Genomic DNA, 13,916 nt, shown 5'->3' on the forward strand with positions numbered 1-13,916 from the left:
CTTAAAAATTAATTTCTTTCAAACTTGTCTTGGGTTCAGTAACGGTGGCATTTTTTTGCCAGCCACCACCCATTGCCTTGTACAAAGCAATCCATTGCTGTACACGACTGGTTTGTAATTCAATTTGATTCATTTGTGCTGAAAGTGCGGAACGTCTTGCCGATTCCAAATCTAGTAAATTGGTATTGCCCGCCTTCCAACTTAATTGCAGGGCATTAAAGTAATTTTCATACTCCCGAACAGAGTTTTCCGATGCCTGCTCTTGGGCAGCAATCGAATTTAACTGTACTAAGGCTTGTTCAACTTCACTCACTGCCGATCTTACCCCCGATTGATAATCTGCAATTGCAGATACATATGCTGCTTTGGCACTTCTTACCGCAGCTTTTTTCTGACCTGCATCGAAAATGGGTAAAGAGAGAGCTGGTCCAAATGACCATGAAGCTGCCGATGTTCCACCAGTTAAAACCGTGCTAATAACGCCTGTTAGTGAAAGGCTCGGATAACGATCGGCTTGTGCAGAGCCAATTTCGGCATAAGTGGCATAAACTTCACGTTCTAATGCGGCAATATCAGGGCGGTGTTGCAACATCTGTGCGGGAACATCTGAAACATTAAACAAAGCTGGTTTTGGTAAGCTTTTTGACTTTCCACTATTGAGTAGTGGACGTAATGTGGTTTCTTGCATCCCCGTGACCTGTACAAGGGTTTTTACCAATAAATCACATTGTTTTTGTTGGTTAAGAAGATTCATCTGGGTACTCGCAAGATTGGCACGCGATAAAGCGCCATCCATCGGTGCAGTAAATCCGGCTTTGACCATTTGAGAATTTGCTTGTTCAGTTTTTTGCATCGATTGCAGTTCATTTTGATAAACCGTAACCAATAATTCACAGGACCGATATTGCACGTAGTCATCTGCCACTTCTGCCGCAAGCGAAATGCGGGCATCATGCCAATCATCTTGCCGAGCTTCGATACGAGACTGGGCTGCTTGATTCTTTTTTCGAATCTTGCCAAATAAATCAATTTCCCCTGAAGCATCTAAACTGCCCGTCCCCTGATTAGAAACTTGGCTATCTTTCGCTCTTTTCGCTGAGGCGCTCCCAGTCAAAGAAGGCAACATACTGGCTTTTGATGTGGTTAAAGTCGCCCTTGCCTGTTCAATTCTGGCCCATGCTTTAAGTAAGTTAGGGCTATTGTCCTGTGCTACTTCAATCAATTTCCCTAAAACTGGATCATTAAACTGTGACCACCACTGTGTCAGGTCATCAACTTTATGATTTGAATTAGGAGTATTTTGTGACCAAACATTTGTAACTTGGGATTTGGGAGGCTGATAAGAAGTATGCATACAGCCAGCAAATATGAATGGAATGGTTGAATACAACAGCAATGAATAAATTTGAGGTTTCATGCGAAATAAAAACTAAACTAGACGGTTTAGTTTAGTTTGACGAAATTTGATTGTCAAACTTACAATAGCCCCCTTGGCTTTAGAGGAAAAACTTAATGGCAAAAGTAAAGAGTGAAGTAACCCGTAACATCATCCTTGATGCCGCTAGTCAAGTTTTCCAATTAAATGGGTATGAAAACTCCAGCATGGATGCCATACGAGATGTAGCTCAAGTTTCTAAAGCAACGCTGTATAGTCACTTTGCTTCAAAAGCAGAATTATTTATCGAAACACTTCTACGTGAAGCAGAAGTCGGTTTTATTGATGAAATGCTAAAACTTGAGCAAAATCCGGATAATTTAGAAAATCATCTCATGATATTGGCTTCGCATATGATTCGTTCAGCCTATTCTAAAAACGGCTTGGCAATTAGAAGGTTACTAATCGCAGAGGGAAGACATAACCATTTAGGAAAAAAATTCTATGAACGAGGGCCACAAGGCGCTAAGGCTTTTATGACCTCTATTTTGCAAAAAGCGATGGATGAGGGATATTTAAAACAAGCAAATGCAGAAATAGCAGAATGTCACTTTAGAGCTTTGGTAGAAGCTGAGTTTATGGATATTTTATATTTTGGTTTAGATCTTCCTTTAACAGAAGAATGGATTAAGGCAGCCAATAAACGGGCAATAGAAACTTTTCTTAAGATTTATAAATAACACATTAGCTTAGAAATGATTTAGTAGAACTTCTTAAACTCCAAGAAGTTCGCTACAACATTTTTGAATGCCTTTGTCACCTGACTCTTAAAATTATATTTGAAGAAAATCACCCTCAACCTGATAAATTTATTTTCCCTACACCACGTAGTGATGAGATGCTTTCTGATATGTCCTTGACTGCCATGATCAAGCGCATGCATGATTAACAAGTATGACTTGATAGTAATGCAAGTTTTAGCATGTTTTTCTAAGTCATACATTGTTATTTAATTAATGCTTCTTCCCCACTAGAGAAGCGACATGATCACACAACCTGAATTACGCCAACGCGGGCTAGTTCTGTTTAATCAATTGTACGGAAATGGAGCGGGTGAAGCCTTACGTCAGGATATGGCCGATATCTGTCCTGACTTTACGGATATCACTATTGAATGGGCAATGGGTGGCATTATGAGCCGTGAGGGTCTTGACCCAATAACCCGTGAGTTAGTGGTAATTGCTTAATGTGTCACCCTCGGACATCCCGTACCACAACTGAAAGCCCATACCGAAGCTGCACTTAATGCTGGAGCTAGCAGAACACAGATCATCGAAACCATATTGCAAATGTTGTTTTACGCGGGCGGTGCCGCGGTAAGAAATGCACTTGTGCATATTCAGGAGATTGTGAATGCTCCACCAAAGGATAAGAAATAATCATCACATGATCTGCGTGTTCATTATTTATAAAAATAATATTAGCCCATATATTCTTTTGTAAGAAATAATCACGCTGAGATACCTTCTTTACAGCGTGATAGGTTTCAGAGTTTTATGTTTAAAATACTCAGATCATCCATTTTTCTGACACCTTCGCATTAACAGGTCTATGATAATACAATTCACTTTAAACTATAAATATAATTGATTTTAATATACGATAGATTGATATTTTAAATAAAATTAAAATTAAAAAATAATTGTTTCAATTACAAAATTTCTATATAAAAACGATTTTTCAATCAAAACATCATTGTTAGGAACTATAAAGTCTTTACTCTTTATTTTACTTAACTTGTTAGCATCAATAAGCACAATCTTATCACTTACATCATTACTCAAAAAATCACCCAAATCATTAAATATATTTAATTTCTTATTACCAACAAAAAAAATAATTACAGTTGGTGTATTTTCATTATTACAATCATAAAAAACACCATTACTTCCAATTAACAATTTCTCAGAATATTTTTTAAAATCTAACTCACTCACACTTCTTAGAATACAACTATCTTTTTTTGATGTTTTTATATTAGACTGAACAAAATATATTGAATTTTCATAATCCGCATAGACAAAATTAAAATTAAAGATTGCTACTAAACCAACCAAAAAGGAAAAATAATTCATAATTCAAACTTAGATTTAAAACTCGAATAACTTTAATATATATAATATATTTTTAAAATTCAGTTTAATAAAATGTCCTAATTTATCTAAATTTCAACCTATTTAGGATATTATTAGGACAATAATTTAACATCAGTTACTTTTCTCTTGAATTAAGAGTTCAAGATCAACTAACCTTTGATTATTTTCAAGTACTTTATTAACGACATAATAGAGATTTCCACAAACACTATCTTGATTCTCTATTAACTCTTTAATATTCAGAGACTTATTAACAATACCAAACTTTAAATTTGCAATTGCCTGTTCACATTGGGGCTCTAACTTTTTTTCTAAAGCAATAAGATTACTATTTTCATCATTTAAATAATTTATCTCCAATTCAAAAGTCTCAATTGGTTGTAGAGAACATCCTAATAATAAAAAAGGAGAAATTATAAATAGTTTATTAATCATCAAAGAACTCACTCTTTTATTTCAAGTATTTTCTAAAAAGATATTAATTTTTTATTACTTATAAAATAACATTTATTTTTTTAAAAATTTAAAATTTCCTTTTATATCTAAAAATTGTCCGATAAAAACAAAAAACTAAAAATACAATTAGAAATTCTTAAATATCCATACGTATTCTTAGTTTTACTTAACGATCAAAATATGAATAAACATTTCTTTAAGCAAAAAATTTTAACTCTTACCGCAACCATTTTATTTACAAATCAAATACAAGCTAATGAATTCAAAGAAACAGGAAAAATTATTTTTTCAGGTTTAATCATAGACTCTGAGTGCATTAATACTTATAAAGAGTTTTCAAAACATACTTGTAAAATAAACACATCAGATAAAATAAAAAATATAAACCTAGCCAAAGACAATATTATTAGAGAGAAAAATAAATATAACAATGCTGATCTTTTTATCAAAAAATCTTTTAAATTCATACAAAGCACACAAGAATTAGAATTAATAAAAATAAACAATTCATCTGTAATATTGTTAATAAACTTTGACTAGAGCAATAATATCCACAATATTAAATTTAGAACATATTAGATAAAATGAAATCAATGATAACAATCAATATAATCATAAGCAGTAGAGTGACTTCTTAGTACTTTCACAAGATATTTATAATCTGCTTTTTTTGCCTCTTGTACTACTTTTTTTATTTCCTCATTAGTCCAATTTTGTTTCGCAGCAGAAAATATAAATATGGCTAAAAGTACAAATGTATGCTCACCAAAACGAAAATATACCTTAGAAACTTTTTTAGCTGGTTGAAATAAATTCATAATTTACACTCAATTTCCACTACTTACTTAGAGATCATATAAATCTAAAAAATACATGAGAATATATAACTAAAAAAAACATTTTATTTCAATGAATTACTTACAGACAGTCCTGTTATATTTATAAAATGTCCGATAAAAAATATTTTTTCTATTCTTTTTAAAATTCAGAGTGAAAAACATACAATTTTTTTATAAAAATTAAACTTATTAATCAATATTTAATTGATTAAAGAACTATTTCTAATTTCCCACATTTAAGACCAAAAATGTTTAAAAAAAGTCCTTAAATATCTAAAAAATCAAATGAATAGAAATTATTATTTTTGTACTATTAATTTAATTGTGATGAATTTTAGTAATATATTAGGTTTTTTTCTTAAATTATGTTTAGTCAGCTAAAGCATCCTCAAATTTTACTTCAATATCTCTTTTCTAAAAAATTAATAGACCTATATAAGTACAAAGTACTTATTGCAGATACAAAATTCTTAGATCTAATATATAAAAACTCAACAAGTGATGTAATTGAAGAAATTATCGACATTTATCTTTCCTTAAAGGACTATAGCTTACCTTTTTTTGCAGCAAATAGTATTATCCTATCGTCTTATCCATTATTAGAAATTGGACTCAAAATACAAAACTCATACTCTAATGCTATTCAATATTATTTAAAAAATCACCAAAATACTACACCCCTATCTACTATTAAAGTAGACTATAAAAACTCATCATTAATTTTTTCCGTAACCCCATCTAATATAAAAAAAGGAAACTCTTTAAAATATATTTTTTCAACTGAATACCATTTAGGTGAAATTATACATTTAGTTTCTACTCATCTTCCAAATTTAGGTAAACCACAAAAAATCACTTTGGTATATCCACCTCCACACTACTCATCCTTATATAATAATTTATTAAATTGTAATAATATTGAATTCAATGCCAAGCAAAACTCTATAATTTATCAAATTAGAGAAGCCGATTATTTTTGTTTCCGCTCTCCCCTTAGTTATTCTGTACTCGGCGAAAAGATTTACTCTATTTTAAATTCCTCTCAATCAATTATACAAAAAGAGACTTCTCTCAAGGATAAGATTATTTTTATTTTAGATTGTTATGAAGAAGAAATTCCAAACGAAAATATTATTTCTAGCAAGCTTAATCTTCATGAAAGAACATTGAGAAGAAAACTAAAGAAAGAAGGTGAAACCTTTCGTGAGATAATAATAAATTATAAAAAGGAGAAAGCTATTAAATTACTTCTACAAAATAAACTTAACCAGAAACAAATAGCTAAATATTTAGGATTTCGCGATACAACTAGTTTTGGCCGAGCTTTTAAAACTTGGACAGGGAAAACTCCGCGTGAATTTAGCAATAGAAAATTTTAATAAATTAGTATCTAAAAGTTAATTATTTTATAAAATACACACTTAATATTTTAATTAAAAATTTATCTCACACGCCATAATAAGAATATTTATTTAATAACAAAATATACTACATTAAAATTTTAAATAATTTAACTACTTGATCTTTTAACTAATTAAAAATTCCTCTTGATATTAATTTTTGTCTTTTTTTGATACATAACTCAGTTTTTGCAGATATAGCTTCCAATAATTTTCTGCAATCACGTCATCATTTAACTCGCTTATACCATGTCTGTTTTTTACGAAACGGCTTCGACTGTATAATGATTTAATAATACGATCACCATCCTCCATCCCATCAAGTACAATATTTAAATTATTTGACTCACAATTTTTGGCAAGATTCAAAACATAAGAACGTAAAGCAGATTTACCCATTGTAAATACTGAAGAAGAAGACTTATCCCGTAAGGGAATACTAGTATCAGTAAAGATGATACTCCCATGCCCCTGTTCACTCATAATTGCTGTAGCCTCCCGCCCAATCAAGAATCCTGAGACAAAAGCAGACTGCCACATAAATTTTAAACAACTAAGATGAGTTCTTAAAAAATAAGATGATGCACTTCCACCAACTATATGAACTACAACATCAAGTATCTGTCCCTTTTGTTTAATACTTTTGAACAACAAGGTTACTTCTAAATCATTTGTATCATTTAATTTGTGAACTACTGCATTACCACACTGCTGGCAAATTTCATCAACAATAATTTGTAGTTTGCTTTCTGTTCTTCCAACAACATAAACGAGCAACCCTTCTTTAGCAAATCGGCGACAAATAGCGGCACCAATGCCTTGAGAAGCACCAACTCCAACCACTACCGCACAACGTATTATTTTATTCTTTTGAGATAATGGCATGGCTTAACTCGCATTGTTTCTTATACCATGAGGCAATTGCTGGACGTGCCAATATCTCTGCACCAAACTTATTACTAGTCCTTATTACTTCACCAAGTTGTGCAACGACAGCTATATCTGCAATCGTCTGTGTATTTCCCACTAGCCATCCCGTCTGCAATAATACTTGCTCAATGCGATCAAGATGACTTCGAAACTCTGTATGAATATCCTCAGCTTTCATACGGCCTAGCCCCTGAAAGAACAACTGAGTTTTCAGTTCTGCCAGAATAAAAGCCTTTACCATCATTTTTTCATAAGCTGGACGCCCCATATTACTGATGCGGATACACTCTTTTAAGGCTTCTGGATCATTGACCCGCAAGTAAACTTCATAAAAATATAATGATTCATCAGCCCAGTCTTCCCATAACTCTGCCAAAGCCCGTTGAGTAGGATCTTTTGGATATAACCTTGGTGCATCGGGGTAGTTTTCATCTAGATAACGGGCAATACGTGTACTATCCTGAATACGCTGGCCATGAATATCGAGCACAGGAACTTTACCCACCTTACTAAGTAACGGAACCTTTGCACCTAGCACTCCATTATAATTAACAGTTTCAAAATCAATTCCCTTAAACCTTAAGGTTCTTGCTGCTTTCTGACAAAATGGGGAAATTTCCCACTGATGTAGAACTACTTTCTGAGCCATTTAATTATCTACCTTTTTCTCATTATTGTATTTAATCGTTTAATTTAATTGATGTTAGCCTTTCCTAATAATTCATTTGCTCGTGTTTTTAGACCTATTTGCGTAGGAACTAATGATCTAATAAATTGACGAATATCCTCCGCCATTTCAACCGGACGACTTGCGGGTGCCCAGTGTGCAGCATCAACAGTCGATTCAGTTAATTGATTCGCCCATTGATTTGTTTGCTCAAAAAGATGGGGAGGTAAAAATGGATCACCACTAGCCAATAACAAATGTACTGGAACATCCACTGTATATTGTTGAGGAGAGAATACACGCTGTAGCATATTGGCCCGATAGATACCTAAATAACGAATAGCATCTCCCTCAACTCCTGCAAATACTTGTAAAGGAATATTCTCAAAATGCTTGACCATAATACGCATCATCAACAAGCCTAAACCGCTATACCACACTAACTCCGGTAATATCGGTAAAGTAAAAAATGTCATAAGACTATTACGAAACAATTGTGCAATAACCTGATATAAATTTTTCGGAGTAGGCTTTAGCAAACGTTTACGTAAATAAAATCCAATTTGGTCAAGACTAGGAGACATAGTGATAAAAGATGCTATTTTTTTCTGTCCTAGATCTTCTTTTATCGCATCCCAGCCATAAATCCCCCCCCAGTCATGACCGATTAAATGCACTTTTTGGTTAGGACTAACTGCGTTAATTACTGCAAATAAATCATCAACAAGCAGTTCGAATTTATAGTGCTTCATACCTCGGATATGTGATGACTCTCCACATCCCCGTTGATCAAATGCGACCACATAAAAATCATGTTCAAGCTGCTTAGCGACCTTTTCCCAGAACAATGCTCTATCAGGAAAACCATGAGCAAAGATCAATACTTCCTTGGGCTGATCAATTGTCGGTTTACGTCCCCAAGTGTAAACAGCAATCTTGACTGAAGCAGAATCGATATATAAATCTGGTTTTTTCATTATTTTTCTCCACATTATCAATTGTGTTCACGTGTTGCCTGACCATAAACTACATAAAGAAAGGCTACGAATAATAGTCCTGTACTAAACCCTATCGGCACTGCAAAGCCCTGTCCAGCAATGACGTAATCTGTAGGTAGGTGTATAAACTGCAATACCCATAAGGTAAGAACATAGGATGACAAATAAGGCAACATACAGATCAGAAAGACCATACTTTCTTTCATGATCGCAAACTGCTGTCTGTACTGGGCCACTAAAAATATCATTGAAAATAGCACTAAAAATGCACCATTAATAATGTACATTGTGCCGCCAGCCAGAAGTACTCTATCGGGTTGTAAACCGATCTGAGAGCCAACAGAAATAGCCAATCCACCTGCAATAAGAGCAAAAATGGCTGCTGTTTTACCAAACAGATGTACTGGTTTAGATAACGTTTTAGCTGTCGCTTTAAGCAATGCTTGTAATGTATATATACCTAAAATTAGAGCAGCCCCATTGGTAAGAACTAATAACCACTTCCTGAACCCCAAATCACTAATAACCTGTTCTTCTCTTATAATTAATTCATGAGGAATTAAAGTATGAGCAAACTTTAAGCCTGACAATCCACCTATGGAGAAATATAGTCCTACAATAACTGTTGAACCTATCGCTACTGCATACCATAGAGGTGAAAGTACCAGGAATATATTACTGATTCTTAATGCAAAGCTTTCAGGTTTGCGTTGACTCATTGGCCGATTAAACTGTCTATTGATCACAACCAAGATATAACCAATTAATAAAGTCTGAGGCAACATCATGCCCATAGTGACTAGGTTTAATGTTTCCTGATCAATATGTGGAAAGAGAGAAACCAGTAATGCCCAATCCCAACGCAACAATGGTGCAACTAGCAGTGAAGAAAAAGATAAAGCCATCCATGCTTGATGTTCATAAATTTTTTTATTTCGTATAGCACGAATTGCCATGAAAATGGAAAGTAGCGCGAATGCACCGAAAATCCACAGTGCAATCCATGCAATTAAATGATCATATAAGTGATGAGGGGCTGTTTTAACAAGGTAAATCATAGCCATCACTACAGAAAACGGCGCAGTAGCAATATAAACTGTCCCTATTTTGCGGTGAATTGTCATATATCTTTTACGAAATGATGGCCAGAATTGTAAAGCCCCCAATAGCATACAAAAGCCACCAAGCACTACATGTACAAACAGTAACGCCTGATTAGTTTTTGGCATACTCGCATAGTAAAGTCCCTGCTCTAGTAATCTAGAATCGACATAGTGACTTACATTAGATAAAGATGATAATCCCCACAACTCTGCGCCTAAAATTTTGGTATTTTCTAATGTGGGATTAGCTCGTAGCTGTTGTATTGCTTGAGAAACTACTTGAGGTGCATCATCACTAAGTAAGAACTGGAAAAAGTGAATAGCTTCTAGCAAAGAAATAATTCCTGCAATACAGGTAATCACGAATAAAATTAAAAGAAACGTGAACTTGGCAACCGGTGATATTTTTTGGATTACATTAAATGTTTGTACGCTCATGCCTCTCCCCTCTTTTTAATTATAAATATCCATATGAATTATTTAAGTGAATCAGATATGCTGATTCACAAATTGAGCAATATGCCCTGCGACTTCATCAGGTTTACTGAGAATACCCCAATGCCCTGCTTCCACCTGATTATATTCAATATTTTCTACCCATTCTTCCAGACCTTGACAAAGCATTTCTGGTACAAAAGGGTCTTTCGTCATGATTAGCATATTGACGGGTATACTGGTTTTACGAGTTGTGGGTCTTTTTAAAAGCTCGACTAGATTTAAACGATACAATTGAATACCATTTACTGCATTCGCATGTTGTGATGAATCCGGTACTACAGTGGTACGCTCAAGTTTACTTACTAATTTAGGCCATAAATGAGTTAAGCCCATCTGCCAAGTTAACTCAGGCAATATTGGCAACAACATCAACCCCATATAGGATGAACCTATAGCACGTTGAGCAAACTGCAAATAGCCATTTAAATTTTTCTGCTGTAGTTTGCGCTGGAACCACCAACCGACATGATCAAGGCTCGGAGCAAGAGCAACATAAGATGATACTTGGTGTTTTAACTTATCATCCAATACCCCTTCCCAACATTGTAAAGCCCCCCAATCATGACCAACTAGATGGACAGGTTTATCAGGGCTAACAAAATCAATTACGGCACTTAGATCCTGGACTAGTTCAGAAAATTGATACTGCTGTTTGGATTTTGGCTTTGAAGAAGCACCCGTACCCCGTACATCATAAGCAACCACATGAAAATCTTTTGCAAGTAATGTAGCTATCTTTTTCCAGACTTCTGCGGAATCTGGATAACCATGGACCAGTACGATCGTTCCAGCAGAACTATTCTCTGTGCCCCATTGATATACCGCCAACTTAACATCAGTTGAAGCCACATATTGTCGAGTTAATAATTGGCTATTCATGACATCATTACCGGCTTATTTACGTCATTTATCTGCTGATATGCTAAAACAGCAGGTGACTGGTTAATATATGCAACTGCCTGTTCAGTTGAGCCTTCATGATAGGGATGATAACTAGGTTTAAAAAAGCGTATGCCTGTCGTCAGGAACCATATTGGACCAGGGGCAAGATGTTGTTGATGTGCTTTTTGCCATTCTTTCCAGAACTTCCAATTCGTCAGTTTAGTTTTTGACTTTGGTATAGTTGTATCAGTACTTGCCAGTTTAGCCGTTCCAGCAGCGACAATATAAGTGAGAATTGGGAGAACACCCACCATAATTCCAGCACGCATTAAGTAGTTACCACTTAAATGTTGATAAAGATCATAAGCAACTGTTCGGTGTTCAACCTCTTCCGCACAATGCCAAGTAAACAAATCACTAACCACTGGATCGGCACCTCTTTCTTGCCAATGTGTATGGTCTAAGACATATTGTCCTATAGCACAGGTATAATGTTCAGCAGCAGCAACGATACCTACTCGTGCAAATAACCATTGTTTTTCCAAAAACTTAGGCAGTGCAACACCAAAAGGTTTATCTCCTAAAATGTGATCAAATAAATATTGTGCTTTAGCATATTGATCCTGAATATCAACACCATATTGCTGTAAATATTGTTCTATTGATTCTTTATGCGCCTGTGCATGAATTGCTTCTTGACGTATGAAAGTTTCCACATCTTTACGGAGTTTTTCATCACGTATATAAGGAAGTGCTTTGTTAAAAGTTCTACAAAAAAAATATTCACCACGTACTAGAGAAAAACCAAACTGGTTCACGATATGACTCGCAAATGGACTTTGCGGTATCCAGTGTAATGGTGATGTAGACCATTCAAACTTAACTTTACGTGGAAATAATGGCCAATCTGCAGTTGAAACTTGAGTTGGAATTATTGACATACCACTAACCTCAATTCATATAAAACAAGGCCTACAGCAATGTTTTAAATTATTAATTAACATCCAATGTTTTGTTAAATTCAAAACCACAGTCCAGTTCCACTTTAGAACTAGACTGATTATTAAGCTATATTCTGTTACCTATTTCTGTCAATTTCTTTTTAGAATAAGATTCTAATTTGTCCCCAAATGATATCTTTTGTCTTATAAAAACAAAAGTCTGTTGCTAAGCAGACTCAAATCTCAGGTTCACTTTCTAAAGATAAGGCACAATAGTTTTATACATATATCCCTTATAAGTTCTATGCTATTGTTACCATTCTTAGCTTTCGTACTTCTAACGATTCATTTACTTTAATTTATGCTTTTTGATCATCAACATGCGCCTAAAAACATCTTTAAAAAAACGCTTGGTTATTGAACATGCTCTCGCTCTATACAATTTACATGGAATAGAAGCGACAACCGTTGAAATGGTATGCGATGAGGCAAAGATCAGCGTAGGAAGTTTTTATCACCATTTTGGGAGCAAAGAAGGACTGGCTCTAGCTGTTTACACGGTGGGATTAAAAGATTTTTCTCTATATCTTTCAGAAGCATTGCAAAAGTGTAAAACGATCCACCAAGTAGTCACAGTAATTGTAAATGCTAATATTGACTGGATTTATCAGAATCGTATTTGGGCCAAATTTATCTTTGAACAGCGCCATATCTTAACAAGTTCAGAACAGGAGAACTCTTTTCAAGAATCTGTACTCGGAATGCAAACGCACTGGAAAGAGTTTATTTCAGCATTAGAAGGAAAGGAGATATTATTAAAATATCCACCAGAATTTGTAATTTCGCTATTAATTGGTCCAGTACATGAATATGCTCGGCATTGGTTGAATGGACGCTATCGAACGGATTTAATATCACTAAAACAATATTTTTGTGCCTCCGCATGGGCAAGCATAAATTTTGAAATGGAGATATAAAAATTATCAGATCATTTAAATTTGAAGTTTTATTATTTACTACATATATAGTTATAACTTATAGTAAAGGGTCTATTTAAAAGCAGACTTTATCTCGAATACTTACAACTATTGTTTTCCTCAGAAATATTAACAATATTATCAATAATTATTAGAGTTATATTTTTGGAGTAAAAAATGAATATAGACTCATGCCAACAATCAGAAAAAAATGGGCTTATTGAATTAGAGGAACAAAAAGAAATCTCTTGTTTAGTCCGAAGATTTGCCATAGAAAAATTTGGGTACTCACGACTAAGAGTTTCCTCTCCTGAGTTAATTAGAAGGACCCCTCAACCGAGGGTAAATATTGCATTAAATAAAAGTTTAATTGATCTTTATCTAAGATTCGGAACATATACCCGTAATAATCATAATGATAAAAAATATATTGTGGTCGCTCGTATCGGATTTAAGAAACAGAAGCAAGGGTATGGAACTGCATTGCTAAAAGAGCTCTGCATTTTTGGGGAGAAATTTGGTTATGAATATTTAGAAATAGAATGCCCAAACCCAGATTGCCAAGCTTTTATGAAAAAATTGGGTTTCAAAGATGAGTTCTATCTTCCAATTGATCAGTTGAAAAGGTCTATTCAAGAATATGAGCTTTTGAGACAGGTAGAAATCAGTCTCGTATAAAATCGTGCTCGTTGCA

At 34.2% G+C, this 13,916-nt stretch carries 17 protein-coding genes; 7 read left to right on the top strand and 10 right to left on the bottom strand.

Annotated features, from left to right (window positions below; translation table 11 throughout):
* Window position 1 precedes the first annotated feature (1 nt).
* Window positions 2-1,417, bottom strand: a complete 1,416-nt coding sequence (locus OD757_RS06950; RefSeq protein WP_263031347.1) for an efflux transporter outer membrane subunit — start codon at window positions 1,415-1,417, stop codon at window positions 2-4.
* A gap of 95 nt (window positions 1,418-1,512) precedes the next feature.
* Here OD757_RS06950 and OD757_RS06955 point away from each other — a divergent pair, with 95 nt between their 5' ends.
* From OD757_RS06955 to OD757_RS18305, 3 genes are all read left to right on the top strand, one after another.
* Entirely contained in the window at window positions 1,513-2,115 is a 603-nt protein-coding gene (locus tag OD757_RS06955) for a TetR/AcrR family transcriptional regulator (RefSeq protein WP_263031348.1), read from the top strand.
* A gap of 303 nt (window positions 2,116-2,418) precedes the next feature.
* On the top strand, window positions 2,419-2,622 hold the full coding sequence (locus OD757_RS06960; protein ID WP_263031349.1) for a hypothetical protein: 204 nt from the start codon (window positions 2,419-2,421) through the stop codon (window positions 2,620-2,622).
* Between the two features lie 30 nt (window positions 2,623-2,652).
* A complete protein-coding gene (locus tag OD757_RS18305; RefSeq protein WP_411267183.1) occupies window positions 2,653-2,814 on the top strand; it encodes a carboxymuconolactone decarboxylase family protein in 162 nt (53 codons plus the stop codon).
* A gap of 252 nt (window positions 2,815-3,066) precedes the next feature.
* Here the strand turns inward: OD757_RS18305 and OD757_RS06965 are convergent, their stop codons facing one another.
* Both OD757_RS06965 and OD757_RS06970 read right to left on the bottom strand, forming a co-directional pair.
* A complete protein-coding gene (locus tag OD757_RS06965; RefSeq protein WP_263031350.1) occupies window positions 3,067-3,510 on the bottom strand; it encodes a hypothetical protein in 444 nt (147 codons plus the stop codon).
* Between the two features lie 132 nt (window positions 3,511-3,642).
* Window positions 3,643-3,966 (bottom strand): hypothetical protein, encoded by a 324-nt coding sequence (locus OD757_RS06970; protein WP_263031351.1) that lies wholly within the window; start codon window positions 3,964-3,966, stop codon window positions 3,643-3,645.
* Between the two features lie 201 nt (window positions 3,967-4,167).
* Here OD757_RS06970 and OD757_RS06975 point away from each other — a divergent pair, with 201 nt between their 5' ends.
* Window positions 4,168-4,527 carry a hypothetical protein gene (locus OD757_RS06975; RefSeq protein WP_263031352.1) on the top strand — a complete coding sequence of 120 codons (360 nt, stop codon included), beginning with the start codon at window positions 4,168-4,170 and terminating at the stop codon, window positions 4,525-4,527.
* A gap of 50 nt (window positions 4,528-4,577) precedes the next feature.
* Here the strand turns inward: OD757_RS06975 and OD757_RS06980 are convergent, their stop codons facing one another.
* Window positions 4,578-4,805 carry a hypothetical protein gene (locus OD757_RS06980; protein ID WP_263031353.1) on the bottom strand — a complete coding sequence of 76 codons (228 nt, stop codon included), beginning with the start codon at window positions 4,803-4,805 and terminating at the stop codon, window positions 4,578-4,580.
* Between the two features lie 386 nt (window positions 4,806-5,191).
* Between OD757_RS06980 and OD757_RS06985 the strand changes: the two genes are divergently transcribed.
* Window positions 5,192-6,205 (top strand): helix-turn-helix domain-containing protein, encoded by a 1,014-nt coding sequence (locus OD757_RS06985; protein ID WP_263031354.1) that lies wholly within the window; start codon window positions 5,192-5,194, stop codon window positions 6,203-6,205.
* Window positions 6,206-6,379: 174 nt separating this feature from the next.
* Here the strand turns inward: OD757_RS06985 and OD757_RS06990 are convergent, their stop codons facing one another.
* The 6 genes from OD757_RS06990 to OD757_RS07015 are packed head-to-tail and all read right to left on the bottom strand — an operon-like array spanning window position 6,380 to window position 12,245.
* Entirely contained in the window at window positions 6,380-7,111 is a 732-nt protein-coding gene (locus tag OD757_RS06990) for an SDR family NAD(P)-dependent oxidoreductase (RefSeq protein ID WP_263031355.1), read from the bottom strand.
* Window positions 7,089-7,805 carry a glutathione S-transferase family protein gene (locus OD757_RS06995; RefSeq protein ID WP_263031356.1) on the bottom strand — a complete coding sequence of 239 codons (717 nt, stop codon included), beginning with the start codon at window positions 7,803-7,805 and terminating at the stop codon, window positions 7,089-7,091. The genes OD757_RS06990 and OD757_RS06995 overlap by 23 nt, the downstream gene beginning before the upstream one ends.
* A 44-nt stretch (window positions 7,806-7,849) precedes the next feature.
* The gene (locus OD757_RS07000; protein ID WP_263031357.1) at window positions 7,850-8,800 is read right to left on the bottom strand and encodes an alpha/beta fold hydrolase; all 951 of its coding nucleotides are present in this window, start codon (window positions 8,798-8,800) and stop codon (window positions 7,850-7,852) included.
* 17 nt (window positions 8,801-8,817) lie between these two features.
* On the bottom strand, window positions 8,818-10,362 hold the full coding sequence (locus OD757_RS07005; RefSeq protein WP_263031358.1) for a DUF2306 domain-containing protein: 1,545 nt from the start codon (window positions 10,360-10,362) through the stop codon (window positions 8,818-8,820).
* Between the two features lie 51 nt (window positions 10,363-10,413).
* Window positions 10,414-11,301 carry an alpha/beta fold hydrolase gene (locus tag OD757_RS07010; protein ID WP_263031359.1) on the bottom strand — a complete coding sequence of 296 codons (888 nt, stop codon included), beginning with the start codon at window positions 11,299-11,301 and terminating at the stop codon, window positions 10,414-10,416.
* Window positions 11,298-12,245: a metal-dependent hydrolase gene (locus tag OD757_RS07015; protein WP_263031360.1), complete on the bottom strand. Its 948-nt coding sequence runs from the start codon at window positions 12,243-12,245 to the stop codon at window positions 11,298-11,300. Before OD757_RS07015 ends, OD757_RS07010 begins: the two co-directional genes overlap by 4 nt.
* Before the next feature lie 380 nt (window positions 12,246-12,625).
* On the opposite strand from OD757_RS07015, the gene OD757_RS07020 reads away from it, so the two are divergent.
* Both OD757_RS07020 and OD757_RS07025 read left to right on the top strand, forming a co-directional pair.
* A complete protein-coding gene (locus tag OD757_RS07020) occupies window positions 12,626-13,222 on the top strand; it encodes a TetR/AcrR family transcriptional regulator (RefSeq protein WP_263031361.1) in 597 nt (198 codons plus the stop codon).
* Between the two features lie 177 nt (window positions 13,223-13,399).
* Window positions 13,400-13,900: a GNAT family N-acetyltransferase gene (locus OD757_RS07025; protein WP_263031362.1), complete on the top strand. Its 501-nt coding sequence runs from the start codon at window positions 13,400-13,402 to the stop codon at window positions 13,898-13,900.
* The last annotated feature ends 16 nt before the right edge of the window (window positions 13,901-13,916 follow it).

It is taken from the genome of Acinetobacter sp. AYS6 (genome assembly GCF_025630795.1).
Classification (GTDB): Bacteria; Pseudomonadota; Gammaproteobacteria; order Pseudomonadales; family Moraxellaceae; genus Acinetobacter.